Consider the following 23,991-nt stretch of genomic DNA (forward strand, 5'->3'; position numbering starts at 1 on the left):
TCGGTCGCCGAGCATTTAGTCACGAAGGCTTGTCGGCACGCCGCTCATCAGCGTCGATGTCGCGGCATTGGCCAGAATGCGGTCGTTGTTGATCATGATCGGAGCCGACAGCACGTCGCGCAGGTGCCGGCCCATGGTGAATTCGCCGTCGTTGCGGTAGCCGGAGAGGCCCGCCGTGCGCATCGCGTGCATCACGGTCTCGACCGCGAGCTCGGAGGCCTGCACCTTCAGAAGCGTGATCGAGGATTGGAAGTCGAGCGAGCCGAGGGCGCGCTCGTCATGCTCGGCGCGGGCAAAGGCGTCGATGTTGGCCGCCAGCAGCGCGCGCAGTCTTGCCAGCGACATCTTGGCGGCGGTGAAATGTGCCGCGGCGGGCGGCATCTGGCCGCCGGAGCTGCGGGCCGCCTTGCGGATGAAGGCCTGCGCGCGGGTCACGGCTGCGGCGGCGATCCCGGCCCAGGCCGACGACCAGCACAGATGTGCGAACGGCGTCATGGTCTGGGCGTGGATCTTGTCATAGGATTCCGGGAAGACGCGGTCGGCGGGGCAGTCGACCTTCAGCTCGAACCCGGTCGAGCAGGTGCCGCGCATTCCCAGCGTCTCCCAGCCAAGGGTCCGCTTCAGCGAATAATCGTCCTTGGCGAGTGCCAGCAGCACCTGGTCGGAGGCCGCGGCATCGGTGGCGCGACGGGCGATGGTGACGAGGCCGTCGGCTTCGGCGCCGTAGGAAATCACGGTGGCATCGCGCACCAGCGAGATGGTGTCGCCGGCGTGGTCGACGGCGGCGGCGCTGGCGCGGATGTTGCCGCCGTTCTGGCCCTCGGTGGTGGAGGAGGCGAGCAGCCACTGGTCGCGGGCCACCCGGCGCATCATGGTCTCCATCCAGGGAATGCCGTGGCCGTGCCGGATAACGCAGGCGACCTTGGTCTGGTGCATCGCGTAGATCATCGCGGTCGAGGCGCAGGCGCGGCCGAGCGTGTAGCAGATGTCGGTGACGTCGTAGATGGAGGCGCCGAAGCCGCCGAACTCGACCGGGATCATGACGCCGAGCAGCTTCTGCTCGCGGGCGACCTCGAAAGCCTTGTGCGGGAAACGGGCGTCGCGATCGACCTCGTCGGCGTCGGCCGCCGCAGCAGCGGCGGTTCGGGCGGCGCGCTCGATCAGGGAGGGGCCCTGCTCGAGGAAGCTCGCCTGCGCTTCGTCGACAGTGAGGATTGCTTCACGCACGTTCATACTCGTCCGCCTCCGGTTTGCCGTTCGAGATCGCCGGCGTCATTGCGACGCCGCTGAAAGCGATCCTCCGGTCATCTTTGCTTGTGAGACGAGGCTACGGATTTAATTCAAATTCGTCGATGAAATACAGGGTAAACAAAGCCGAATTCCGAACGAACAGTTAAGGTCGGGTTGTTTGCACCTCCCGTTTTTCAAGCATTGCGTTAGGAATCTGGAAGAAGCTCGAATTCCAGACAATCTGAGTCATCGTTTACTAACAAACGCGAAGTATTGGTGCCTCCCATTGCAGGACCGGCGGGCCGCGCCCATCGTAGCCGGAGCTGGTCCACCTCTGACGACAGATGGGATTTTTCCGATGCAGGCCTTTGATACCGAATTGCGCAACCGCATCATCAAGCTGGTGAAGGGCATCCTCGAACAGAATTCGCTCAGTGCGGACATCACGCCATCCGCCAAGCTGGTCGATGCTGGCCTGACCTCGATGGATATGGTCAATCTGATGCTCGGGGTCGAAGCCGAGTTCGACTTCACGATCCCGCAGTCGGAGATCACGCCGGAAAATTTCCAGTCCGTCGAGACCCTGGAGCGGATGGTGGCGGCGCAGCTGCAGCTGGCGAACGCGGCCTAAGCCAAATTGCTTCCCAGAATGTGGAGTGCTCGCCACCCACACCACCGCCATCGCCCCACCCCGTTCCAATGCCGCCGCAAAACTGGCATAGCTTAACCATGTCGCACGTGGCGAACGGGATGGAGCAGGCATGGCGCAGGCGGTATTGGGCATCATCGGCGGTTCAGGCATCTATGATCTGCCGGGTCTCGAGGATGCGCGCGAAGAGGTGATCGGAAGTCCCTGGGGCGAGCCCTCGGCTCCCTTGCGGCGCGGCACCATCGCCGGCCTGCCGATCGTGTTCCTGCCGCGGCACGACAAGGGCCATCGGCTGTCGCCTTCCGATATCAACTATCGCGCCAATATCGACGTGCTGAAGCGCGCTGGGGTCACCGACCTGATCTCGCTGTCGGCCTGCGGTTCGTTCAAGGAGGAACTTCCGCCCGGCACCTTTGTCCTCGTCGACCAGTTCGTGGACCGTACCCACAAGCGCGAGAGCTCGTTCTTCGGGCGGGGCTGCGTCGCGCATGTGTCGATGGCGCATCCGGTCTCGCCGCGGTTGCGCATCCACCTTGCGGCAGCGGCCGAAGCCGAGAATATCGCGATTGCGCGCGGTGGAACCTATGTCTGCATGGAAGGGCCGCAATTCTCCACCTATGCCGAGAGCATGACCTACAAGACGCTGGGCTATTCCGTGATCGGCATGACCAACATGCCCGAGGCGAAGCTCGCGCGCGAAGCGGAGATCTGCTACGCCACGGTCGCGATGGTGACGGATTTCGATTGCTGGCATCCCGACCACGATGCCGTCACGGTGCAGGACATCATCCGCGTGCTGACCTCGAACGCCGACAAGGCGAAGGCGCTGGTGGCGCGGCTGGCAAGGGATTTCCCGCGCGAGCACGAGCCGTGCCCGATCGGCTCGGACCGCGCGCTCGACACCGCGCTGATCACGGCGCCGGAGGCCCGCGATCCGGAGCTTCTGAAGAAGCTCGATGCGGTCGCGGGGCGCATTCTGCGTGGTTGAGACGAAAGGCCGAATCGCATGAAGGTCGATGGCAAGCATTTCCGCAGCATCTGGCGCGAGCGCGACGGCTGGTCGGTCGGCGCGATCGATCAGCGCCGGCTGCCGCATGAGTTCGTCGTCGCGAAACTGACCTCGTGCGAGGACGCGGCCGTTGCTATCCGCGACATGCTGGTGCGCGGCGCGCCGCTGATCGGCGCCACCGCCGCCTATGGCATGGCACTCGCCATGCGCGAGGATGCCTCCGACGCCGGTCTGAAGCATGCTTACGACACGCTCGTGGTGGCGCGGCCGACGGCGATCAATCTGAAATGGGCACTGGACGAGATGCGTGCGACGCTCATGCCGATCGACCCCGCTGAAAGGGCGGAGGCCGCCTATGCGCGCGCCGACGGGATCGTCGAGCAGGATGTCGAGATCAATCGCGGCATCGCCGGCAACGGTCTGAAGCTGATCGAGGCGATCGCATCGAAGAAGCCGGGCGAGACGGTCAACGTGCTGACCCATTGCAACGCCGGCTGGCTCGCCACCGTCGATTGGGGCACGGCGACGGCGCCGATCTATCTTGCGCATGAGCGCGGCATCAAGATCCATGTCTGGGTCGACGAGACGCGTCCGCGCAACCAGGGCGCCTCGCTCACTGCATGGGAACTCGGCCATCACGGCGTGCCGCACACCGTGATCCCCGACAATACCGGCGGCCATCTGATGCAGCACGGCATGGTCGATCTCGCCATCGTCGGCACCGACCGCGTCGCCGCCAATGGCGACGTCTGCAACAAGATCGGCACCTATCTGAAGGCGCTCGCCGCCTACGACAACAACGTGCCGTTCTACGTCGCGCTGCCGTCGCCCACGATCGATTTCACCGTTCATGACGGCATCCGCGACATCCCGATCGAGCAGCGCAGCGGCGTCGAGGTCACCGACATGACCGGCCGCACCGCCGATGGCCGGCTGGAGACGGTGCGAATCGTGCCGGAGGGCTCGCCGGTCGCGAACTACGCCTTCGACGTGACGCCGGCGCGCCTTGTCACAGGTCTCATCACCGAGCGTGGCGTGTTGAAGCCGGATCGCGCCTCGCTGGCGGCAGCATTTCCCGAGCGCATCGCGGCTACGCCGGAGTAGGCTCCCGTAGGGTGGGCAAAGGCGCGAAGCGCCGTGCCCACCATATGCTCGTGGTGGGCACGCTGCGCTTTGCCCACCCTACGGCTTCGTGCCTCGCGACGACGAGGTGCCTACCCCAGCGTCAGCCCCGTCGCCTTCTCCAGCTCCGCAATCGCCTGTGCGCCGCTCGTCACCTTGATCGTGGTCATGCCCATCTCGCGCGCTGGCTTGAGGTTGACGCCGAGATCGTCGAGATAGACGCAGTTCTTTGGATCGACCCTCAGTGTGTCTACCATCTGCGCGTAGATGCGCGGGTCCGGCTTGCGCAGGCCGATCTTGGCGGATTCGATCACATGATCGAACAGCACCATCACCTCGGCAATGTAGAGCGAGCGCCCGGTCAGGCTGCCGATCGCATTGGCTGGAAGATTGTTGGTGATGCAGCCGGTCTTGAATTGCGCCTTGATGCGCTTCAAGGCCTCGACCATCTCCGGGCGCAGCTCGCCCTGCAGCAGCGGCAGCACCTCGCGGCCGCGCACCTCGGCGCCAAGCGCGCGAGATTCCTCGGCGAACAATTGATCGAACGTCTCGATGTCGACCTCGGCCCGCTCGAACCTGGCCCAGGCGTTTTCCAGGTGGTTGGCGGCGTTGGTGCGCCGGATGATGTCGACGGGCAGGCCGCGCGCCGTCTCGAACCGCGCGAACGCCTCGAAGGGCGAGCTCGTCAGCACGCCGCCAAAATCAAAGATCACCGCCTCGATCGCCAATGTTCTGCCCTCGTCAATTCCTTTCCAAGACGGCTAGCATGCGCTATCGGCAAGGGCCAGTCCGAAGCCATCTCCTGCCGTCAACGACGCCGAAGCGTGTTCCCATGAAGAAGCTTGCAACTCTCGTCAGCGCTGCGCTGCTGACCGTCGGGCCAGCTCACGCCATCGTCGGCGGCGGCACGCCGCAGGCCGATGGTGTCGCGCGCGCCATCGTCACCATCGTCGGCTCACGCGGCAATTTCTGCACCGGCAGCCTGATTGCACCACGCGTGGTCTTGACGGTCGCGCATTGTGTGCAGCCCGGAGCGGACTACAAGGTGGTCGATCGGGGCGCCGACGGTACGCCGCAATTGCTGAACGTGCGCACGGTCGCGACCCATCCGAACTTCAACATGCAGGCGATGCAGTCGCACCGCGCCACCGCCGACGTGGCGTTGCTGCAACTGGAAATTCCACTCAAGGGAAAATCCACGGTGACGGTCGGTACGCCGACGATCCCAATCCGGGTCGGCAGCCGTTTCGTCATTGCCGGCATTGGCGTCACGGTCCACGGTGACGGCAAGAGTGGCGGCATCACGCGTGTGGCCGGGCTCGTTGCCACGGGCCAGCCCGGCACGCTCCAGATCCGGCTGGTCGATCCCGTAACCAACGGTGTTCGCGAGGGAATCGGCGCTTGTACCGGCGATTCCGGCGGTCCTGTGTTCGAGGACAAGCCGAGTGGCGCCTTCCTCGTCGGGCTCGTCAGCTGGTCCACGGGTCCGAACGGCGCGGCCGGTTGCGGCGGAATGACCGGCGTCACGCCGCTCACGCTGTACCGCGACTGGATCTTGCAGACCGCGCGGGGCTGGGGCGCGGCGCTGTGATTTGACCGCGACTTGATCTATGTCATTTTGAAGCGGAAGCGCGCCGGGTGATCATGCCAGTCGCGGAGGAAACGCGTTGCCCGTCAAAGGCAGCCATAAAAACAAGCAAGGCATAGAAGCAACAATGAATGTCGCTGTTCGCAATCACGCCACAACCAAGCAAGCTTCGGAACATTTCGACGTGCTGATCGTCGGCGCCGGCATCTCCGGCATCGGCAGCGCCTATCACCTGACGAAGCAGCTTCCGGGGACGAGCTTCGTCATTCTGGAAACGCAGGCGACGTTCGGCGGCACCTGGACCACGCACCGCTATCCCGGCATCCGCTCCGACAGCGACCTCCACACCTTCGGTTACCGTTTCAAGCCCTGGGTTGGACCGCCGATCGCGACCGCCGACGAGATTCTCGCCTACATGAACGAGGTGATCGACGAGAACGATCTCGCCAAGCACATCCGCTACAAGCACAAGATCAATTCCGCCAGCTGGTCGAGCGAGCAGAATCTCTGGACCATCGAGGCGGTGACGACCGACACCGGCGAAGCAAGGACGTTCACCGCGAACTTCCTCTGGATGTGCCAGGGCTATTACCGCCATTCGGAGGGCTATACGCCGGAATGGAAGGGCATGGACCGCTTCAAGGGCCGCATCGTCCATCCCCAGACCTGGCCCGACGACATCGACCTCACGAACAAGAAGGTCGTCGTGATCGGCTCGGGCGCAACGGCGGCGACGCTGGTGCCGAACATCGCGGACAAATGCGCGCATGTCACCATGCTGCAGCGCTCGCCGACCTATTTCCGGCTCGGCCGCAACGCCATCGAGATCGCGGAGGAGCTACGCCGGCTTCAGGTCGACGAAGAGTGGATCCACGAGATCGTGCGGCGCAAGATCCTGTTCGAGCAGGATGCCTTCACGAAACTCTGCGTATCCAAGCCCGAGCAGGTGAAGAAGGAGCTGATCGGCCAGATCAGCGCCGTGCTCGGTCCCGACTACGATGTCGAGACGCACTTCACGCCGACCTACCGGCCCTGGCGCCAGCGCATCGCCTTCGTGCCGGATGCCGACCTGTTCAAGGGCATCGCCAGCGGCAAGGCCTCCGTCGTCACCGACGAGATCGAGTGCTTCGTCGAGAACGGCATCCAGCTGAAATCGGGCAAGCTGCTCGAAGCCGACGTCATTGTCACCGCAACCGGCTTCAATCTCGCCGCGCTCGGCGACATCGCCTTCGAGATCGACGGCAAGCCGCTCGCCTTCGGCGACACCGTCACCTATCGCGGCATGATGTTCACGGGCGTTCCGAACATGGTCTGGGTGTTCGGCTATTTCCGCGCCAGCTGGACGCTGCGCGTCGACCTCGTCGCCGATTTCGTCTGCCGGCTGCTCGGGCACATGAAGGCCAAGGGCGCCAGGAAGGTCGAGGTGAAACTGCGCCCCGAGGATCACAACATGCCGATCCTGCCCTGGATCGATCCGGAAAACTTCAATCCCGGCTACATGATGCGCAACATGGACCTGTTGCCCAAGCGTGGCGACAAGCCGGAATGGCAGCACAGCCAGGATTACTGGACCGAGAAGGACGAGATTCCGAAGACGGATCTGGACGACAGTGCGTTTGTGTACAGCTGAAGATGCCGATGTAAGGGGCGGCTATCGATCGCCGCACACTCCGCTGTCGTCCCGGGGGCGCGAAGCGAACCCGGGACCCATAGCGACAGGGAGTGGCTATTGGGCACGCTGATCACTCCGAGTCTTCGCAAACATCTTCCTGTGGTTATGGGTCCCGGATCGGCGCTCCGCTTCGCTGCGCTTGTCCGGGACGACACCGTGGATCGGGTGCGCGGCATCTCAACTCATTTGCAGCAGTCTCACGAATTCCGCCTCGTCGCATTCGCCGCGATCGCCGCCGCCGCCGTCCGGTTCTCCACGCCGAGCTTGGCGTAGATCTGCTCGAGATGCTTGTCGACCGTGCGCGGGCTCAATCCAAGAATCTGCGCGATGTCGCGGTTGGTCTTGCCCTTGCTGAGCCAGGCGAGCACCTCGCCCTCGCGGGTGGTGAGGCCGAGCTCGCTGGTGAATTCGGGAGGCAGCGCGGTGCCGGACTCCCGGGAGAGCCGCAGCAGAAACTCGTTCGGTGCCGTTTCGCCCATGTAATAGAGCCGGAGTTGCGGATTGTCGGGTAACGAGGTCGCCTGCGACTTCGAGCTGCCCTTGGCCTTGGCCTGCTCGAGCCATTGCAGCAGCGATGGCGGCAGCACGAAGTCGTCGGCCTGCGCGCCCTGGTGGTCGGACATCAGCTTCTGCGCCTGCGGCGTCGCCCACAGCACGTTGCCCTGGCGGTCGACCGCGAACAGGAAGCGGCCGGAGACGTCGAGCGCGGCGCGCGCGCTCTGCGTCAGCCGGGCATTGCCGAGATGGACGCGGATGCGCGCCAGCATCTCCTCGATCACGATCGGCTTGGTCACGTAGTCGACCCCGCCGGCCTCGAGCCCGCGCACGATGTGCTCGGTTTCCGCGAGGCCCGTCATGAAGATGACAGGGACATTGGCGAGGTCCGCATCGCGCTTGAGCCGGCGGCACGTCTCGAAGCCGTCGATGCCGGGCATCACGGCATCGAGCAGCACGATGTCGGGCGTGATCTGGTCGACGATGCGCATCGCCGCTGCGCCGTCGAGCGCCACCATCACCGTCATGCCGGCGCCGTCGAGCGCGTCGGTCAGCAGCCGCAGCGTCTCCGGAGAGTCATCGACAACGAGCGCGACGTCGCGCTTCTTCGGTTCAATGCTCATGCGCATGCAATGTCTTCAATGTGTCCATGTACTGATCGAGATCGAAGCGGTCGACCAGCGACCGCATCTGCGCGACGAAGTCGGCATGCTCCGGATGCTCGCTGCCGATCTCGTCCAGCTTCAACTGGATGCCCTTGACGTAGCCGATCCGGCCGAGCCCGATCAGCGCCTCGATGTGCCGCGCCGGCGGCCTTGATCCGCTCTCGGGACGCCAGAACGGCACCGCGATCTCGTCCGAGCCGTATTGCCATTCGATCTTGAGCAGGTGGCGGATCGTCTCCAGAAGGCGGGGGATGTCGATCGGCTTCATCAGGTAGCCGTCGTGGAAGGGCTGCGCCAGCGGGGTGCCGTGTGCTTCCAGCGCGCTTGCCGACACCATCAGGATGCGCGCCTGGTGATGGCCGCTCGCGCGCAAGGCCTCCGCGACGGCCCAGCCGTCCATGGCCGGCATCGTGATGTCGAGCAGGAACAGATCGGGCCGGCAATGCTGCGCCAGCGCGAGGCAGCCGGGCCCATCGGGCGCGCTGAGCAGGATGAAACCGAGCGGCGTCAGCACCTCGCGCAGCAGGTCGCGATGGACGGGATCGTCGTCGGTGACGAGGATGGTCTTGCGCGCGCCGTGATAGCCGGAGACCGGCGCCTCCACCGGCGCGATGCGCTGCGGATTGGTGACCTCCGAGAGCAGAAGCTTGACCTTGAAGGTCGAGCCGGTGCCGACCGTGCTTGTCACTTTGATATCGCCGCCCATCACCCCGGCCAGCAGGCGGCTGATGGTCAGGCCGAGCCCGGTGCCGGTCTGCGGCTGCGAGATGCCGAGCGCGCCGCGTTCGAATGGTGCGAAGATGCGCTCGAGGTCGTCGGCCCGGATGCCCGGGCCGGTGTCGATCACTTCGAACTCGGCCACGGGGCTGCGATAGTGCACGACGAACTGCACACTGCCGCTCTGCGTGAACTTGATGGCGTTGGAGAGCAAATTGATCAACACCTGGCGCAGCCGCTTCTCGTCGGCATAGACCACCAGCGGCAGGTGCGGAGGCCGCCGGAACACGAAGTCGATGCCCTTGGCCGCGGCCTGCAAGCGGAACATGCCGACGAGCTGGTCGAGGAATTCGCCGACGCGCACCTCGTCGCGCGACAGATACAGCCGCCCTGCCTCGATCTTGGAGATGTCCAGAATGCCGTCGATCAGGCCGGAGAGGTGGTCGGCGCTGCGGCGGACGACGCGGACCTGGTCGCGCGGCTTGGCGCTCAGCGTCGCATCCTGCTCCAGCAACTGGGCATAGCCGCTGATCGCGTTCAGCGGCGAGCGCAACTCGTGGCTCAGGCCCACCACATAGCGGCTCTTGGCGAGATTGGCGGATTCAGCGACTTCCTTGGCGCGCTGGAGCTCGGCGTCGGTGCGCTTGTGGGCGTCGATCTCCTGGATCAGCAGCGTCGTCTGCCGCCGCGTCTCGGCCTCGGCGGCGCGACGGCTCTGCTGCGCCAGCACGAACAGCCAGGCCACCACGCCGATGATGATGCTGAGCGAGAAGAACACCTTCCAGAGTATTTCGGAGACGAGCGCGTTCTCGCCATGCACGCTCGCCGATGTCTGCAGATAGATCAGCCCGAGCACCAGCGCGACGAGACCCGCCGAGACGACGAACACGCCGATATAGTGACCGAGCTGCGAGTTGATCCGGGCGTAGATCGGCTGCGGCATCAGCTTGCCCAGCGTCTCCGACACCTGCGTCTGGATCCGCGCGTGCGGCTTGCAGAGATCGTGGCAGCGGGCGTCCAGCGAACAGCACAGCGAGCAGATCGGCCCGGCGTAAGCGGGGCAGGAGGCCATGTCCTCCGGCTCGAACGCGTGCTCGCAGATACAGCACTGGATCGACTCGATGTTCTGCCAGCTCCGCTTCGGCTTGCGTGCGATGTAGTACTTGCCGCCCGTGGCCCAGGCAATCAACGGTGCGGCGATGAAGGCGACCGCCAGCGCGATGAAGGCCGACAGCGCCTTCGCGGTAGGCCCGAACAGACCGTAAAAGGCGCTGATGGAGACGATGGTCGCGATCGTCATCGCACCCACGCCGACCGGGTTGATGTCGTAGAGATGCGCGCGCTTGAACTCGATCTGCTGCGGCCGCAATCCAAGCGGCTTGTTGACGATGAGATCGGCGACCAGCGCGCCGACCCAGGCGATCGCGACGTTCGAATACAGGGCCAGCGTCTGCTCCAGCGCCTTGTAGACCCCGATCTCCATCAACAGCAGCGCCACGATGACGTTGAAGACCAGCCAGACGACGCGGCCGGGATGGCTGTGGGTCAGACGCGAGAAGAAGTTCGACCAGGCGATCGAGCCGGCATAGGCGTTGGTGACGTTGATCTTCACCTGCGACAGGATCACGAACGTTCCGGTCAAGGCCAGCGCAAGATCGGGCTGCGACAGCACGTAGCGGAACGCTTCGAGATACATGTGCGCGGGCTCGGCGGCCTCCTCGGGCGGCACTCCGTGGCTCAGTGCGAAGAAGGCGAGGAACGAGCCCGCCAGGAGCTTCAGCGCGCCCAGCACGATCCAGCCGGGGCCCGCGCTCATCAGCGCCATCCACCAGGAGACCCTGGACGCGCGGCGGTCGCGCGGCAGGAAGCGCAGGAAATCGACCTGCTCGCCGATCTGAGCCACCAGCGAGAACACCACCGAGGCCGCGACACCGAACAGCAGCAGATCGAATTGTCCGTTGAGATCGCCGTGCTCGCCGGAAAACTTGCGCCATTCGGTGAAGGAATGCGGGTTGTGCCAGGCGATCGCCGCGAACGGGATGATGTGCAGCACGATCCACAGCGGCTGCGTCCACAATTGGAAGCGGCTGATCAGCGTGATGCCGTAAGCCACAAGCGGGATGATGACGACGGCGCTGATGAGATAGCCGATCGGCCGCGGGATCCCGAAGCACATCTCGAGCGCGGACGCGAGGATCACCGCTTCAATCGCGAAGAAGATGAAGGTGAAGGACGCGTAGATCAGCGAGGTCACGGTCGAGCCGATGTAGCCGAACCCGGCGCCGCGCGTCAGCAGGTCGATGTCGATGCCGCATTTGGCGGCATAATAGGCGATCGGAACGCCGCAGCAGAAGATGATCAGGGAAACCATGAGAATGGCGGCAGTGGCGTTGGTGACGCCGTAGTTCAGCGTGATGGTGCCGCCGATCGCCTCCATCGCCAGGAACGAGATCGCGCCCAGCGCAGTGTTGGCGACCCGGGCGGCGGACCAGCGGCGTGCGCTCTTGGCCGTGAAGCGCAGCGCGTAGTCTTCCAGCGTCTGGTTGGCGACCCATTGGTTGTACTGGCGCCTGACGCGGTCTATTCGCTGCCGCCCTGCCACGCTCTACCCCACTGCCGATACGGACCCGGAACCCCTCGCAAATTCCGTACCAGGAGCCTACGTCGGCATTTTGCGGTGCAGTATACGCGATCTTGCGTATCCGCCCGCTGCCCCAATCCGCGCCATCCTCACGGCACCAATCGCGTGGTCTCGAACAAAAAGTGGGGTGCTCATGTCGGACGAAGGAAACAAGGGCCTGTTATCGCCGTTTCGGCGCAAATTATTGATGGGAATGGCCGCCGTGCCGGCCATGACGATGCTGCCGCGGGGGCGTCTGCCCAGGCGCCGGCGACCTCGGCGGTCAACACCACGGGTCTTGCGGTCACCGACACCGAGGTGACGGTCGGCATCCTGCACTCGGCGACCGGCACCATGGCGATCTCCGAGACCGGCTCGATCGAAGCTGAGAAGCTCGCCATCGAGCAGATCAACGCCGCCGGCGGCGTGCTCGGGCGCAAGATCAAGTTCATCCAGGAAGACGGTGCCAGCGATTGGCCGACCTTTGCGGAAAAGGCCAAGAAGCTCCTGGTCAACGACAAGGTCGCCGCCATCATGGGTTGCTGGACCTCGGCCTCGCGCAAGGCGGTGCTGCCGGTCGTCGAGCAGTATAACGGCATGCTCTACTACCCGACCTTCTACGAAGGTCTCGAGCAATCCAAGAACGTCATCTACACCGGCCAGGAGGCGACCCAGCAGATTCTCGCCGGCCTGAACTGGATCGCCAAGGAGAAGGGCGCAAAATCGTTCTTCTTCATCGGCTCCGACTACATCTGGCCGCGCACCTCGAACAAGATCGCGCGCAAGCACGTCGAGAACGTGCTGAAGGGCAAGGTCGTCGGCGAGGAATACTATGCGTTGGGCTCGACCCAGTTCAACTCGGTCATCAACAAGATCAAGCTGACCAAGCCGGACGTGATCTTCACCGACGTCGTCGGCGGCTCCAATGTCGCCTTCTACAAGCAGCTCAAGGCCGCCGGCATCGACCTCGCCAAGCAGCCGCTGCTGACGATCTCGGTCACCGAGGACGAGATCGACGGTATCGGCGGCGAGAACATTGCGGGCGCCTATGCCTGCATGAAGTACTTCCAGTCGCTCGACAATCCGAACAACAAGGCGTTCGTGCCGGCGTTCAAGAAGATGTGGGGCGAGAAGACTGTGATCGGAGACGTCACCCAGGCTGCCTATCTCGGCCCGTGGCTGTGGAAGTTGACGGTCGAGAAGGCCGGCTCCTTCGACGTCGACAAGATCGCGGCGGCCTCTCCGGGCGTCGAGTTCAAGGGCGCGCCGGAAGGCTATGTGCGCATCCACGAGAACCATCACCTGTGGTCGAAGACCCGGGTGGGGCGCGCCAAGCTCGATGGCCAGTTCGAGCTGATCTACGAGACCGCCGATCTCGTCGAGCCGGATCCGTTCCCCAAGGGCTATCAGTAACAGCCGCGGCGTCCGCCAAAGTTTCCCGGAAGGCAAACCGCTCCCTGGCGTGGATTGCAAGTCCATGCCCAAGACCCCGCGTCGCGAGTCTGCATCGCGACGCGGGACCCTTATCCCCGACGGAGGACATCGATGTTCGGCGACTATTCGCTTGGTGATCTCGGCTCCATCTTCGTCATGCAGGGCTTTGCCGGGCTGATCCTGTTCTCGGTCTACGTCCTGATGGCGCTCGGGCTTGCCATCATCTTCGGCCAGATGGGCGTCATCAACATGGCCCATGGCGAGTTCATGATCCTCGGGGCCTACGTCACCTGGATGACCTCCAATCTCTTCCAGGCCTATTTGCCGGGCCTGTTCGCCGGTTATTTCTTCCTCGCGATGATCCTGGCCTTCGTCGCATCCGGCGCGCTGGGCATGCTGGTGGAATGGGCGCTGATACGGCATCTCTACAAGCGTCCGCTCGATACGCTACTCGCCACCTGGGGCCTCAGCCTGATGCTGCAGCAGGCCTATCGCTCCGTGTTCGGCGCCCGCGAAGTCGGCGTCGAGCTGCCGCAATGGATGCTCGGTTCGCTGCACGTCAGCGACAGCATCGAAGTGCCGATCAACGGCGTCTTCGTGATGTGCCTCACGGTGCTGATCACCATCTCCGTCGCCTACGTCCTCTACATGTCGCGCTGGGGCCGCCAGGTGCGCGCCGTCGTTCAGAACCGCATCATGGCGGGCGCCGTCGGCATCAACACCGAAAAGGTCGACCGCTACACCTTCGGCCTCGGCTGCGGCATCGCCGGAATCGCCGGCAGCGCCTTCACCATGATCGGCTCGACCGGGCCGACGTCGGGACAGCTCTACATCGTCGATACGTTCCTGGTCGTCGTGTTCGGCGGCGCCGCCAGCCTGCTCGGCACCATCGCCTCCGCGTTCTCGATCTCGCAGACGCAATCGACGCTCGAATTCTTCATGTCGGGCTCGATGGCCAAGGTGCTCACGCTGCTCGCCGTCGTCGGCATCCTGATGCTGCGGCCGCAGGGTCTCTTCGCCCTCAAGGTTCGCAAATAACGAGAAGCAGGCAAGTCATGATCATCAACTCACGCTTCTTCAATCGATCCGAACTCATGGGCTTCGTGGTTCTCGCCGCCGTGCTGTTCGTGATCCTGCCGCTGACGCTCGACGTGTTCCGTCTCAATCTGGTCGCGAAATACCTGACCTACGCCTTCGTCGCACTCGGCCTCGTGCTGTGCTGGGGCTATGGCGGCATCCTGAGCCTGGGTCAGGGCGTGTTCTTCGGCCTCGGCGGCTATTGCATGGCGATGTTCCTCAAGCTCGAGGCCTCCAGCGTCGAGAACACCAAGATCCAGTCGACGCCCGGCATCCCCGATTTCATGGACTGGAATCAGATCACGTCACTGCCGCTGTTCTGGCAGCCGTTCCACAGCCTCACCTTCACCATCCTCGCCATCATCCTGGTCCCCGGCCTGTTCGCGCTGATCATCGGCACTGCGATGTTCAAGCGCCGCGTCGGCGGCACCTATTTCGCCATCATCACCCAGGCGGTCGCCGCCATCCTGACCATCCTGATCGTCGGGCAGCAGGGCTATACCGGCGGCATCAACGGCATGACCGATCTGCGCACGCTCAAGGGCTGGGACATCCGGCCCGACCACGCCAAGATCATCCTGTACTTCGTCGAAGTGGTGCTGCTGTTCGCCTGCATCGGCATCGCGCAGTTCATCCGCCTGACCAAGCTCGGCCGCATCCTGGTCGCGATGCGCGAGCAGGAGGACCGCGTCCGCTTCTCCGGCTACAGCGTCGCCAATTTCAAGATCTTCGCCTTCTGCATGGCGGCGGTCTTCGCCGCGATCGGCGGCGCCATGTTCGCGCTCAATGTCGGGTTCATGTCGCCGTCCTTCGTCGGCATCGTGCCGTCGATCGAGATGGTGATCTACACCGCGGTCGGCGGCCGGATGTCGATATTCGGCGCGATCTGGGGCGCTATCCTGGTGAACTTCGCCAAGACCAGCTTGTCCGAATCCTTCCCGCAACTCTGGCTGTTCGGTCTCGGCGCGTTGTTCATCGCGGTCGTGCTCGCCTTCCCGAATGGTCTGTCCGGGCTCTGGGCTGACTACGTGCAGCCGCGCATCGATCGGCTGTTCGCCTCGCGCAAGGCGAAGCCGGGCTGGAGCGAGAATTCGGTCGCCGACGGCGCTCCGGCCGAGTGAGGAGATCAATCATGCTCATCGGTCATCACGATGCCGATGCCACGCTGGCAGTGAGGAGATAGATCGTGCTCATTGGACATCAGCCGAAGGACTTCCTGCTCGCGGTCTCCGGACTGACCGTCTCGTTCGACGGCTTCAAGGCGGTCAACGATCTCTCCTTCTATGTCGAGGAGAATGAGATCCGGGTCATCATCGGTCCCAACGGAGCCGGCAAGACCACGGTGCTCGACCTGATCTGCGGCAAGACCAAGGCGACCTCGGGCTCGATCCAGTTTCGTGGCAAGGAGCTCACGAAGATGAAGGAGAACGAGATCGTGCAGACCGGCGTCGGGCGCAAGTTCCAGACGCCGTCGGTGTTCGAGGACCTCACCGTGTTCGAGAACCTCGAGATTTCGTTCCCGCGCGGCCGCACCGTGTTCGGCTCGCTGACCTTCCAGCGCGACCAGCTCGTGAAGGACCGGGTCGAGGAGGTCGCGGAGATGATCTTCCTCAAGGACAAGCTCAACACCTATGCCGACGAGCTCAGCCACGGCCAGAAGCAGTGGCTGGAGATCGGCATGCTGCTGATCCAGGATCCCGATCTTCTGATGCTCGATGAGCCCGTCGCCGGGATGAGCGTGTCCGAGCGCGCCAAGACCGCCGAGCTGCTCAACCGCATCATCAAGAACCGCTCGGTGCTGGTGATCGAGCACGACATGAAGTTCGTCGAGGACATCGCGCACAAGGTGACCGTGCTGCACCAGGGGCAGATCCTCTCCGAGGGCACCATGGAGAAGGTCAAGAACGATCCCAAGGTCGTCGAAGTCTATCTGGGGCACTAGCGCATGATGACGTCAAGTGAGCCTGTTTCGGCAACGCCGGTGCACCTCTCCCCTTGTGGGAGAGGTCGGATCGCGCAAGCGATCCGGGTGAGGGGTATCTCTCCGCGCATCCAACTGCCTCTCGCATCCACCGATGCATACCCCTCATCCGTCGCGGGCTTCGCCCGCGCCACCTTCTCCCACAAGGGGAGAAGGAAGAGGAGATATCGAACCCTGGAGGCACGCTGATGCTGGCAATTTCCGATCTTCACGTTGCCTATGGTCAGAGCGAGGTGCTGCACGGGCTCAACGTCAAGGTTGCGCCCAACGAGATCGTGGCGATCATGGGCCGCAACGGCATGGGTAAGACCACGCTGATGAAGTCGCTGATGGGTATCCTGCCGGCGAAGAGCGGCTCGGTGAGCATGGACGGCGCCGAGCTCGGCAGCCTCAAGAGCTTTGAGCGCGTCGCCAAGGGCCTCGCCTACGTGCCCCAGGGCCGCATGATCTTCTCGACCATGACGGTGAAGGAGAACATCGAGACCGGGCTCGTCGTTTCCGGCGGCTCCGAGGTGCCGGGTGATATCTACGAATTGTTTCCGGTGCTGCTGGAAATGAAGGGCCGGCGCGGCGGCAATCTCTCCGGCGGCCAGCAGCAGCAGCTCGCGATCGCGCGCGCGCTCGCGACCAAGCCGAAGGTCCTGCTGCTGGACGAGCCGACCGAAGGCATCCAGCCGTCGATCATCAAGGAGATGGCGCGCACCCTGAAGCGCATCCGCGACGAAAAGGGCTCTCGATCGTCGTGTCCGAGCAGGTCCTGAGCTTTGCGCTCGATATCGCCGACCGCGTTCTGGTGATCGAGAACGGCGAGATCGTCCGTGACGATCCGCGCGATGCCGTCGATGCCGCGCAGGTCTCGAAATATCTGTCCGTCTAACCAACCGTAGTCAAGGGGAGCCTCTCGATGCCAGAGACACTGATCAAGGTCGATCTCACCAAATCGGCCTATGAAAATGACATGGTGCACAACCGCTGGCACCCCGACATCCCGATCGTGGCGTGGGTCAATCCCGGCGACGATTTCATCATCGAGACCTATGACTGGACCGGCGGCTTCATCAAGAACAACGATTCCGCCGATGACGTGCGCGACATCGACCTGTCGATCGTGCACTTCCTGTCCGGACCGATCGGCGTCAAGGGCGCCGAGCCGGGCGACCTCCTCGTCGTCGATCTGCTCGATGTCGGTCCGCTCAAGGAGAGCCTGTGGGGCTTCAACGGCTTTTTTCTCCAAGCAGAACGGCGGCGGCTTCCTGACCGACCATTTCCCGCTGGCGCAGAAGTCGATCTGGGACATCAAGGGCCTCTACACCTCGTCGCGCCACGTGCCCGGCGTGAATTTTGCCGGACTTATCCATCCCGGCCTGATCGGCTGTCTGCCCGATCCGAAGATGCTGGATACCTGGAACAAGCGCGAGGCCGAGCTGATCTCGACCAATCCGACCCGCGTGCCCGGTCTGGCCAATCCTCCGTTCGCGCCGACGGCCCATGGCGGCCGTGCCAAGGGCGACGTCAAGGCCAAGATCGGCGCGGAGGGCGCGCGCACCGTGCCGCCGCGCGAGCACGGCGGCAACTGCGACATCAAGGATCTGTCGCGGGGCTCGAAGATCTACTTCCCGGTCTACGTACCCGGCGCGGGTCTCTCCATGGGCGATCTGCACTTCAGCCAGGGCGACGGCGAGATCACCTTCTGCGGCGCCATCGAGATGGCCGGCTGGCTGCATCTCAAGGTCGAGGTGATCAAGGACGGCATGTCGAAGTACGGAATCAAGAACCCGATCTTCAAGCCGTCGCCGATCACGCCGAATTACAAGGACTATCTGATCTTCGAAGGCATCTCGGTCGACGAAGCCGGCAAGCAGCACTATCTCGACGTCCACATCGCCTATCGCCAGGCCTGCCTCAACGCGATCGAGTATCTGAAGAAGTTCGGCTATTCCGGCGCCCAGGCCTACTCGATCCTCGGCACCGCGCCGTGTCAGGGCCATATCTCCGGCGTCGTCGACGTGCCTAACGCCTGCGCCACGCTGTGGCTGCCGACGGAGATCTTCGACTTCGACGTGATGCCGTCGGCGGCAGGCCCCATCAAGCACATCACCGGCGATATCCAGATGCCGATCTCGCCGGACAAATGACGCCGCCCCCTTTCCCCGTCCTTACGGGGAGAGGGGGCGGGGCTGTCTCCGAACGAGCGGTGGTAGCGATTGTGTTGAACGCACATGTGGGATGATGCGATGCCGGTCTACGAATATCTCTGTGACGATTGCGGTCCGTTCAAGGACCTGCGCCCGATGGCGGAATGTGACGATCCGCAAAGCTGTCCGCACTGCGAGACCCCAGCGCCGCGGGTGATTCTGACCGCCCCGAATTTCTTCTGCATGCCGGCCGACAAGCGCAAGGCGCACGCGGTCAACGAGCGCAGCTCGCACGCGCCGCAGACGCTGGCGCAATATAAGGCCTCGCACGGTCCCGGCTGCGGCTGCTGCTCGTCGGGCAAGACGGTGAAGGACAAGGGCTCGTCGGACAAGAAGAAACCGGCACGGCTGATGACCAAGTCCAGAAGCGGCGCCAAGGGCTTTCCGACGGCGCGGCCCTGGATGATCAGCCACTAACGCGACACGCCAGCATCAGACAGAAGGTACAGGAGCGCTCAACATGCTTCACGGTGACATCTCCAGCAGCAACGACACGGTCGGCGTCGCCGTGGTCAATTACAAGATGCCCCGCCTGCACACCAAGGCCGAGGTGCTCGACAACGCCCGCAAGATCGCCGACATGATCGTCGGCATGAAGGTCGGTCTGCCCGGCATGGACCTCGTGATCTTCCCGGAATACTCCACGCAAGGCATCATGTACGATTCCAAGGAGATGTACGAAACCGCATCCATGGTGCCCGGCGAGGAGACCGCGATCTTCGCCGACGCCTGCCGCAAGGCCAAGGTCTGGGGCGTGTTCTCGCTGACCGGCGAGCGCCACGAGGAGCATCCTCACAAGGCGCCCTACAACACCCTGATCCTGATGAACGACAAGGGTGAGATCGTGCAGAAGTACCGCAAGATCATGCCATGGGTGCCGATCGAGGGGCTGGTATCCCGGCAATTGCACCTATGTCTCGGACGGACCGAAGGGTCTCAAGGTCAGCCTGATCATCTGCGACGACGGCAATTACCCGGAGATCTGGCGCGACTGCGCCATGAAGGGCGCCGAGCTGATCGTGCGCTGCCAGGGCTACATGTACCCGGCCAAGGAGCAGCAGGTCATGATCTCCAAGGCGATGGCCTGGGCCAACAACGTCTATGTCGCGGTCGCCAATGCCGCCGGCTTCGACGGCGTCTATTCCTATTTCGGGCATTCCGCGATCATCGGCTTCGACGGCCGCACGCTCGGCGAATGCGGCGAGGAGGATTACGGCATCCAATACGCCCAGTTGTCGAAACACCTGATCCGCGATGCGCGCCGCAACGGCCAGTCGCAGAACCACCTCTACAAGCTGGTCCACCGCGGCTACACCGGCATGATCAATTCCGGAGACAGCCCGCGTGGCGTCGCGGCGTGCCCGTATGATTTCTACAAGAACTGGATCAGGGATCCCGAAGGCACGCGGGACATGGTCGAGGCGATGACCCGCGCGACGCCGGGGACTGACGAATGTCCGATCGACGGCATCCCGAACGGAGCGGCGGCCAGCAACTACTGAGCCGTTGGCGGATTCCGCGTTACCCTCCCCCTCCAGGGGAGGGTAAGCATTACCGGTTCTTCTGCTCCGTAGGCCTGCGTGGTGGTCGCGGTGGCACGGGCGTTCCCGCCATCTTGTTGGCGGCTTCGCTGACATCGAGCAGCGAGCGACGGATGTCCTCGAGATAACCCGCCGACTTCTTCTTCATGGTGTCGGCAAGCTCGTGCAGCCCCTTGATCTTCTCGAACAGTTCGTCGGCCTTGCCGTCGACGAAGCCGGGTACCACGCCCTCGATCTTCGTGACCGCCTTATCGAAGCCCGCGAAGGCGCTGTCGACCTTGGCCATGACGGAATCGATCTCGGCGCTCTTGCTCCGGAGATCGGCGGTGTAGTTTTCGAACGTGCTCAGGCCTTCCTTGATTGCGGGGGCATTGCTGACGATCGCGCGGTCGACGCTGTGCAGGGTTTCGACGATGGTTTCGGCATCGCTGAGATCGGCGGTCAGGATAGGGACGCCGTCCGAGTCCAGCGGCACCGGTGGCGCGGAGGGCGCGCCCCCGATCAGTGAGATCGCAGCGACGCCGGTCAGGCCCTGGAACTCGATGCCCGCCACGGTGTCCTTGCGGATCGGCGCCGTATTGTCGAGCATCACCAGCGCCACGATGCGGCGCGGACTCTCCAGCTTGATCGAGCGGATCTGGCCGGCCGGCACACCGTCGAAATTGACCGGCCCGCCGCGGCGCAGGCCGCTGGCGGAGCCACCCTCGAACACCACACGCAACTGGCTGCGGCTCTGGATGGTGCGCCATTTCTGCACGCCGAGCACGCCGCCGAGCGCCACGGCGACCACCGCCAGCGTCGCCGTTCCGATCACCAGATTGCTCGCACGTGCCATGAGGGGAGGGTTTTACGGCGAAAACGGGAAAGTTGGAAGGGAGCCGCAATGGTACGTAGGGCGGGTTAGCGAAGCGTAACCCGCCGCTTTGGCCTCAGTCGTGCAAATTGGCGGATTACGCTGGCGCCAATCCGCCCTACGGCTTCTACGACCTTAATGTCCCGCCGCCCCTCTTGCCGCAGCGTTGTTGAGCACGATCAGGGCATCGACGGCCACGCCGGTCCTGGTGTTGATCAGGAACGGGTTGACGTCGATCGAGGCGATCCGGTCGCCGGCATCGGCGATCAAATTGGAGAGGCCGACCAGTGCCTTCACCACGGAGGCCTCGTGCAGGGCGGGCTTGCCGCGATAGCCGCGCATCTTGATGCCGGCCTTGGTACGGCCGATCAGGAGCCGCGCTTCGGCCTCGTCCAGCGGCGCGCCGGCGAGCGCGACGTCCTTCATCAGCTCGATGTCGATGCCACCGGTGCCGAACAGCACGACAGGCCCCATCTCGGCATCGAGGGAGGCGCCGACCACGAGCTCGAGCTCGGCCTTGACTTGCTGCGCGATCAGGACGCCGTCGAGCCTCGGCTTGCCTTTCAACTTGCTCACCCGGGCCGTGATTTCGGCGAACGCCTTCTTCACCTCGGAGGCGCTGTTCAGGTTCAACACCACGCCGCCGATGTCGGACTTGTGCAGGATCTCAGCGCTGACGACCTTGGCCACGACCGGAAAGCCGATCTGCTTGGCGATCCCTGCGGCTTCCGCCGCGGTCTGCGCGATCGCCTCCTTCGAGATCGGAATGCCATACGCCTTCAGGAGCTTCTTCGAGGCGACCTCGTCGAGCGCGGCGCCGCTTGCCGATTTCAGCGCCTTCTCCAGCACGGCGCGTGCGGCGGGCTTCGAGCTCGATACGATGTCGGGCACCTCCTTGCGCAGCTTGGCGTAGGCGAGCAGCGACTTGATCGCGGTCACCGCCCGGTCCATGCCCTGCATGACCGCAAGATGCGGCAGCGACTTGCGCAAGGATTTGGTGAATTCGGTGAAGCCGATCGACATCGCGCTGATATAGATCACGGGCTTGCCGCCCTTGCTCGCCATCTCGTCGACGATGCGCAGATTGCGCTCGCGCAGCTCGTGCGGCGCCTTCGGCAGCTCGGCATCGATGATGACGATGTCGATATCGGGATCGTCGATCATCAGCTTGATCGACTTCATATAGACGGAGGGATCGACGACCGCGGCAAAGCCGGCATCGAGCGGATTGCCGACGATCGAGCCCGGCCCGAGCATCTTCGCCAGCTCCGAGCTGACATGCGGGCTCAGCGGCGCGAACTTCAGGCCTTCTGCGTCGAAGGCGTCGATCAGCATGCCGCGCTTGCCGCCCGACAGCGTGACGGCGGCGAGCCGGTCGCCTTTGGGCACGGCCGCGTGGACGAAGCATTCGGTGGTCTCGATCAGCTCGTCGAGCCCGCCGACCCGGATCACGCCTTCGCGCGTCGCAACCGCGTCGAACGTCTCGATCGAGCCCGCGAGCGCGCCGGTGTGCGCCATTGCGGCGGCGCGGCCGCCTTCGGAGGCGCCGAGCTTGAGCGCGATGACGGGCTTGCTTGCGGCGCGCGCCGCCTTGCAGGCATCGCGGAACGCCCTGGTGTTGCGTACGCCTTCGAGGTAGACGACGATCACCTTGATGCTCGGATCCTCGGCGAAATAGCGCATCAGATCTGGCGTCTCGAGTCCGGCCTCGTTGCCGGTCGTCACCATGTAGCCGACACCGACGCCCCGATCCTCCAGCGCCTGACGGATCGCCATGACGATAGCGCCGGACTGCCCGGCGATCGCCACCGCGCCCTGCTCCATGGTCACGACACGGTCGTCGATGTTGGTGAAGAGCTTTTCCCCGGCACTCAGATTGCCGAGGCAGTTCGGGCCCGTGACCGCAAGCCCCGTCTCGCGCACGGCCGCCTGCAATTCGGCGGCGAGCTTTTGGCTTTCCTCATCCTGCAGCTCGCTGAAGCCGGAAGTGACGATCGTGGCCGAGCGCGCGCCGGCCGCCGCGGCGTCGCGGATCACCTGGACCGCAAAACGCGCCGGCACCAGCACCAGAACGTGATCGGGCTTTTCCGGGAGGCTCGCAAAGTCCTTGTAGCAGGGAACGCCCCAGATGGTGTCGCGCTTGGCGTTGACTGGATAGAGGCCGCCTTCGTAGCCGTACTTGACCAGATTGTTCCAGATGCGTTCGGCATAATTGCCAGGCTTATCGGTCGCGCCCACCAGCACGATGTTGCGCGGGTGCAGCATGGCGTGGATGCCCTTGACGATGTCGCTGGCATCGGACGGCGGAGACCATGGATGGAACGCGGACGCAGCGGACACCTGGGCTTCCATGCCGTGACCTCACCTGTTGTTCTTCTTGGTCGAGTGCCACTCCGTTCTATGGCGAGTCCGTTGGACTGGCAACCACGGGGGTATGCCGCGTGGTGGAATGAGCGATGCTGCCGCGTGTCGTCGGCGCGGTGGGCGATTTGTCGGCTCCGATCAATGTTGCATGCAGGACGTAACGCTCGGGACCGGAGGTGACCGCGTCGAATGGCCAGCAGGTCGCGAGAACAAGCTCGAAACCCTGTGTCCTGGCCTCGATGCCTGATGCATCGAAACGGACCACATCCGAGGAATCCGCGCGATAGCGGAAATGTCGACCGTCGCGACGCGTGACATCCATGATGTCGCCAATGACGACATTGCGCAGGAAGCGGAAATGAGTGTCGCGATGGGCGGCATAGACGGCAGTCCCGCGTTCACCCGCATCGGCTGTCTGGTGGATATGGCCGGGGCCAAAAGCCAGCGCCTGTCCGCTCGCGCCTTCCAGCACGATGGCGCTGGCGCCGATCTGCCTGACCTCGATCCGCGCGACCGGCCAGGTGTCGGCCCAGGACCACGGCTTCACCGCCTGTCCCGTCGCGATGCTTCGGTCGAACGCCCGCTCCAGCAGCACCTGCGCGAGCCACGCCTTGGCGTGGATGTAGGCGCCGTCGCCGAACAGGATGAGGCCGATCAGGGCCAGAACCAGAGGAGATATGAGGCGGAGCATCTGTATCTCCTTGTTGGTCATTCCGGGGCGGCTCGTAGAGCCGAACCCGGGATCTCGAGATTCCGGACTCGATGCTCCGCACCGCCCC

At 64.0% G+C, this 23,991-nt stretch carries 15 protein-coding genes and 5 pseudogenes; 13 read left to right on the forward strand and 7 right to left on the reverse strand.

Features of this window, described 5'->3' with window-relative positions; genetic code table 11:
• Window positions 1–15 precede the first annotated feature (15 nt).
• Entirely contained in the window at window positions 16–1,233 is a 1,218-nt protein-coding gene (locus ACETMP_RS25200) for an acyl-CoA dehydrogenase family protein (protein WP_375158274.1), read from the reverse strand.
• 355 nt (window positions 1,234–1,588) lie between these two features.
• On the opposite strand from ACETMP_RS25200, the gene ACETMP_RS25205 reads away from it, so the two are divergent.
• The 3 genes from ACETMP_RS25205 to mtnA all read left to right on the forward strand — a co-directional run bounded on the left by ACETMP_RS25205 (window position 1,589) and on the right by mtnA (window position 3,992).
• Window positions 1,589–1,861 carry a phosphopantetheine-binding protein gene (locus ACETMP_RS25205; RefSeq protein ID WP_375158275.1) on the forward strand — a complete coding sequence of 91 codons (273 nt, stop codon included), beginning with the start codon at window positions 1,589–1,591 and terminating at the stop codon, window positions 1,859–1,861.
• A gap of 130 nt (window positions 1,862–1,991) precedes the next feature.
• On the forward strand, window positions 1,992–2,867 hold the full coding sequence (locus ACETMP_RS25210; protein ID WP_375158276.1) for an S-methyl-5'-thioadenosine phosphorylase: 876 nt from the start codon (window positions 1,992–1,994) through the stop codon (window positions 2,865–2,867).
• Between the two features lie 18 nt (window positions 2,868–2,885).
• On the forward strand, window positions 2,886–3,992 hold the full coding sequence (gene mtnA, locus ACETMP_RS25215) for an S-methyl-5-thioribose-1-phosphate isomerase (RefSeq protein WP_375158277.1): 1,107 nt from the start codon (window positions 2,886–2,888) through the stop codon (window positions 3,990–3,992).
• A 110-nt stretch (window positions 3,993–4,102) separates the two neighbouring features.
• On the opposite strand, the gene ACETMP_RS25220 is transcribed toward mtnA, so the two are convergent.
• Window positions 4,103–4,738: an HAD-IA family hydrolase gene (locus ACETMP_RS25220; RefSeq protein WP_375158278.1), complete on the reverse strand. Its 636-nt coding sequence runs from the start codon at window positions 4,736–4,738 to the stop codon at window positions 4,103–4,105.
• 104 nt (window positions 4,739–4,842) lie between these two features.
• On the opposite strand from ACETMP_RS25220, the gene ACETMP_RS25225 reads away from it, so the two are divergent.
• Both ACETMP_RS25225 and ACETMP_RS25230 read left to right on the forward strand, forming a co-directional pair.
• Window positions 4,843–5,601, forward strand: a complete 759-nt coding sequence (locus ACETMP_RS25225; RefSeq protein ID WP_375158279.1) for a trypsin-like serine protease — start codon at window positions 4,843–4,845, stop codon at window positions 5,599–5,601.
• A 124-nt stretch (window positions 5,602–5,725) separates the two neighbouring features.
• Window positions 5,726–7,228, forward strand: a complete 1,503-nt coding sequence (locus ACETMP_RS25230) for a flavin-containing monooxygenase (protein WP_375158280.1) — start codon at window positions 5,726–5,728, stop codon at window positions 7,226–7,228.
• Window positions 7,229–7,467: 239 nt separating this feature from the next.
• Here ACETMP_RS25230 and ACETMP_RS25235 read toward each other — a convergent pair whose 3' ends face one another.
• Window positions 7,468–8,394, reverse strand: coding sequence for a response regulator (locus ACETMP_RS25235; RefSeq protein WP_049819940.1), 927 nt, complete (start codon window positions 8,392–8,394; stop codon window positions 7,468–7,470).
• The gene (locus ACETMP_RS25240; protein WP_375158281.1) at window positions 8,378–11,749 is read right to left on the reverse strand and encodes an ATP-binding protein; all 3,372 of its coding nucleotides are present in this window, start codon (window positions 11,747–11,749) and stop codon (window positions 8,378–8,380) included. The genes ACETMP_RS25235 and ACETMP_RS25240 overlap by 17 nt, the downstream gene beginning before the upstream one ends.
• A 172-nt stretch (window positions 11,750–11,921) precedes the next feature.
• Here ACETMP_RS25240 and urtA point away from each other — a divergent pair.
• The 8 genes and pseudogenes from urtA (at window position 11,922) to ACETMP_RS25280 (ending at window position 19,956) form a co-directional block, all read left to right on the forward strand.
• Window positions 11,922–13,180 (forward strand): annotated as a pseudogene (urtA, locus tag ACETMP_RS25245) (urea ABC transporter substrate-binding protein).
• 132 nt (window positions 13,181–13,312) lie between these two features.
• Window positions 13,313–14,239 carry an urea ABC transporter permease subunit UrtB gene (urtB, locus tag ACETMP_RS25250; protein ID WP_375158282.1) on the forward strand — a complete coding sequence of 309 codons (927 nt, stop codon included), beginning with the start codon at window positions 13,313–13,315 and terminating at the stop codon, window positions 14,237–14,239.
• A 17-nt stretch (window positions 14,240–14,256) separates the two neighbouring features.
• The gene (gene urtC, locus ACETMP_RS25255; RefSeq protein WP_375158283.1) at window positions 14,257–15,399 is read left to right on the forward strand and encodes an urea ABC transporter permease subunit UrtC; all 1,143 of its coding nucleotides are present in this window, start codon (window positions 14,257–14,259) and stop codon (window positions 15,397–15,399) included.
• Between the two features lie 65 nt (window positions 15,400–15,464).
• Window positions 15,465–16,220 (forward strand): urea ABC transporter ATP-binding protein UrtD, encoded by a 756-nt coding sequence (gene urtD, locus ACETMP_RS25260; RefSeq protein ID WP_375158284.1) that lies wholly within the window; start codon window positions 15,465–15,467, stop codon window positions 16,218–16,220.
• A gap of 227 nt (window positions 16,221–16,447) precedes the next feature.
• Window positions 16,448–17,136 (forward strand): annotated as a pseudogene (gene urtE, locus ACETMP_RS25265) (urea ABC transporter ATP-binding subunit UrtE).
• 81 nt (window positions 17,137–17,217) lie between these two features.
• Window positions 17,218–18,394: pseudogene (gene fmdA, locus ACETMP_RS25270) on the forward strand (formamidase).
• Window positions 18,395–18,493: 99 nt separating this feature from the next.
• Complete coding sequence (locus ACETMP_RS25275; RefSeq protein WP_375158285.1) at window positions 18,494–18,871, forward strand: zinc ribbon domain-containing protein; 378 nt, start codon at window positions 18,494–18,496, stop codon at window positions 18,869–18,871.
• Window positions 18,872–18,914: 43 nt separating this feature from the next.
• Window positions 18,915–19,956, forward strand: a pseudogene (locus ACETMP_RS25280) (aliphatic amidase).
• Window positions 19,957–20,005: 49 nt separating this feature from the next.
• Here ACETMP_RS25280 and ACETMP_RS25285 read toward each other — a convergent pair.
• From ACETMP_RS25285 to ACETMP_RS25295, 3 genes and pseudogenes are all read right to left on the reverse strand, one after another.
• Window positions 20,006–20,830 (reverse strand): MlaD family protein, encoded by an 825-nt coding sequence (locus tag ACETMP_RS25285; protein WP_375158286.1) that lies wholly within the window; start codon window positions 20,828–20,830, stop codon window positions 20,006–20,008.
• A 153-nt stretch (window positions 20,831–20,983) separates the two neighbouring features.
• A complete protein-coding gene (locus tag ACETMP_RS25290) occupies window positions 20,984–23,200 on the reverse strand; it encodes an acetate--CoA ligase family protein (protein WP_375158287.1) in 2,217 nt (738 codons plus the stop codon).
• Window positions 23,201–23,342: 142 nt separating this feature from the next.
• Window positions 23,343–23,903: pseudogene (locus tag ACETMP_RS25295) on the reverse strand (class GN sortase); the annotation flags it as partial.
• Window positions 23,904–23,991 lie beyond the last annotated feature (88 nt).

Source organism: Bradyrhizobium dasycarpum (assembly GCF_042019905.1).
Lineage (GTDB): Bacteria > Pseudomonadota > Alphaproteobacteria > Rhizobiales > Xanthobacteraceae > Bradyrhizobium > Bradyrhizobium japonicum_B.

What these genes read in the sequence shown, in the direction of transcription:
- ACETMP_RS25200 (WP_375158274.1), bottom strand. Translation starts at nt 1,233, where the DNA reads ATGAACGTGCGTGAAGCAATCCTCACTGTCGACGAAGCGCAGGCGAGC.
- ACETMP_RS25205 (WP_375158275.1), top strand. Translation starts at nt 1,589, where the DNA reads ATGCAGGCCTTTGATACCGAATTGCGCAACCGCATCATCAAGCTGGTG.
- ACETMP_RS25210 (WP_375158276.1), top strand. Translation starts at nt 1,992, where the DNA reads ATGGCGCAGGCGGTATTGGGCATCATCGGCGGTTCAGGCATCTATGAT.
- mtnA (WP_375158277.1), top strand. Translation starts at nt 2,886, where the DNA reads ATGAAGGTCGATGGCAAGCATTTCCGCAGCATCTGGCGCGAGCGCGAC.
- ACETMP_RS25225 (WP_375158279.1), top strand. Translation starts at nt 4,843, where the DNA reads ATGAAGAAGCTTGCAACTCTCGTCAGCGCTGCGCTGCTGACCGTCGGG.
- ACETMP_RS25230 (WP_375158280.1), top strand. Translation starts at nt 5,726, where the DNA reads ATGAATGTCGCTGTTCGCAATCACGCCACAACCAAGCAAGCTTCGGAA.
- ACETMP_RS25235 (WP_049819940.1), bottom strand. Translation starts at nt 8,394, where the DNA reads ATGCGCATGAGCATTGAACCGAAGAAGCGCGACGTCGCGCTCGTTGTC.
- urtB (WP_375158282.1), top strand. Translation starts at nt 13,313, where the DNA reads ATGTTCGGCGACTATTCGCTTGGTGATCTCGGCTCCATCTTCGTCATG.
- urtC (WP_375158283.1), top strand. Translation starts at nt 14,257, where the DNA reads ATGATCATCAACTCACGCTTCTTCAATCGATCCGAACTCATGGGCTTC.
- ACETMP_RS25275 (WP_375158285.1), top strand. Translation starts at nt 18,494, where the DNA reads ATGCCGGTCTACGAATATCTCTGTGACGATTGCGGTCCGTTCAAGGAC.
- ACETMP_RS25285 (WP_375158286.1), bottom strand. Translation starts at nt 20,830, where the DNA reads ATGGCACGTGCGAGCAATCTGGTGATCGGAACGGCGACGCTGGCGGTG.
- ACETMP_RS25290 (WP_375158287.1), bottom strand. Translation starts at nt 23,200, where the DNA reads ATGGAAGCCCAGGTGTCCGCTGCGTCCGCGTTCCATCCATGGTCTCCG.